General features: G+C 67.1%; 1 protein-coding gene and 1 pseudogene. One reads left to right on the top strand and one right to left on the bottom strand.

What is annotated here, in order from left to right; all coding sequences use genetic code 11:
* The coding region (locus JCM19049_RS13190; RefSeq protein ID WP_279403199.1) for a DUF1275 family protein at nt 1–239 on the bottom strand (239 nt) is incomplete at its 3' end.
* Nucleotides 240–509: 270 nt separating this feature from the next.
* Here JCM19049_RS13190 and JCM19049_RS13185 point away from each other — a divergent pair.
* Nucleotides 510–1,768: pseudogene (locus JCM19049_RS13185) on the top strand (amino acid permease); the annotation flags it as partial.

Raw genomic sequence — 1,768 nt, 5'->3', positions numbered from 1 at the left:
GCGCCGACCAGCGTGGCCAGGATGACCCCGAGCACGAAGCAGGAGACAAACGCCATCGCCAGCCACCACCCGGTCACGTCCCCGCTGGCCAGCGCCGCCGAGGAGCGGGTGGAGTTGCCGGACATGAACGACAGGAAGTACCCGGAGTAGTGGATGAATCCCACCCCGTCCACGAATCCGGCGATCGCCGTGATCGCGCCGGCGAAGAACACTCCCCGCCACGACAGGTTTCTGGCCACCACTTCCCCCTTCACCCAGGCCCCGGCGCGTGCCTGCGGTCAACCTCATATTGACTTGCGCCACATCAGTACCCAAAAGGGGCGCGGCAGCGCGTATGATTTTCACGGTTCGACGTCCACCGCCGCGCAGGTGCCGGCGCAAGGCCGGCAGAGCGGTGCGCGGTAGGCGCGTCACCGACTCCAATCTAGCCAACCAGGAACCGAGTTCGCACCGTGAGTGAAACCCAGCAGGCCCTCGCCCGGGGTCTGAATGCCCGACACATCCGCTTCATGGCCCTGGGATCGGCCATCGGCACCGGGCTGTTCTACGGCTCCTCGGCCGCCATCCAGGCCGCCGGACCGGCGGTGCTCTTCGCGTACATGATCGGCGGCGCCGCGGTGTTCGTGGTGATGCGCGCCATGGGCGAGATGGCGGTCAAGCACCCGGTCTCCGGCTCCTTCGCGCACTACGCCGCGCGCTACCTGGGGCGTTTTTCCGGATTCGTCACCGGCTGGACATTCACCTTTGAGATGGCGATCGTGGCGATCGCCGACGTCACCGCGTTCGGCATCTACATGAGCTTCTGGTTTCCGCAGGTCCCGCGCTGGATCTGGGTGGCGGCGGTGGTGCTGCTGATCCTGGTGATCAACCTGATGAAGGTCAAGGTGTTCGGGGAAACCGAATTCTGGCTGGCGGTGATCAAGGTCAGCGCGATCGTGGCGATGATTGTGGCCGGCGCCGCGCTGATCGTCTTCGGGTTCCACGCCCCCGGGCAGGACACTGCCCCGGGCCTGGACACGCTGCTGGCCGCCGGCACCCTGTTCCCCAACGGCTTTACCGGCCTGCTGCTCTCCTTCGCCGTGGTGATGTTCGCCTTTGGCGGCATCGAGACCATCGGCATCACCGCCGGGGAGGCCGATGACCCGGCCCGGGCGGTGCCCGCCGCGATCAACACGGTGCCGTGGCGGATCCTGCTGTTCTACGTCGGTTCGCTGGCCGTGATCATGATGCTCTTCGACTGGCGCCAGATCGACGGGACCACCTCCCGTTCGTGCAGATCTTCGACGCGCTGGGCATCCCGGCCGCCGCCCACGTACTGAACTTCGTGGTGATCACCGCGGCGATCTCCGCGATCAACGCGGACACCTTCGGCGCCGGGCGGATGCTCTACGCCCTGTCCCTGAAGGGCCTGGCCCCGCGCTCCTTCACCCGGGTCTCGGCCAACGGGGTGCCGTGGATGACCGTGCTGGTGATGGTGCTGGTGCTGGTGATCGGGGTGGTGCTCAACGTGTTGCTGCCCGAGCAGCTGTTCCTGATGATCGCCTCGCTGGCCACCTTCGCCACCGTCTGGGTGTGGGTGATGATCCTGGCCTCCTACCTGTCGATGCGCCGTGAAATGGGACGCACCGGCGGCAAGCGCAACGCGTTCGAGGTGCCCGGCGGCAGCCTGAGCGCCTGGGCGGCGCTGGCGTTCATGGGCTTTGTGGTGGTGCTGCTGGCGTTGAGCGCCGAAACCCGGGTCGCACTCTACGTGGCGCCGGCTGGCTGG

Source organism: Arthrobacter sp. JCM 19049 (assembly GCF_001310435.1).
The sequence above is the reverse complement of the archived record's forward strand: the minus strand, read 5'-3'. Positions and strand labels throughout refer to the sequence as shown.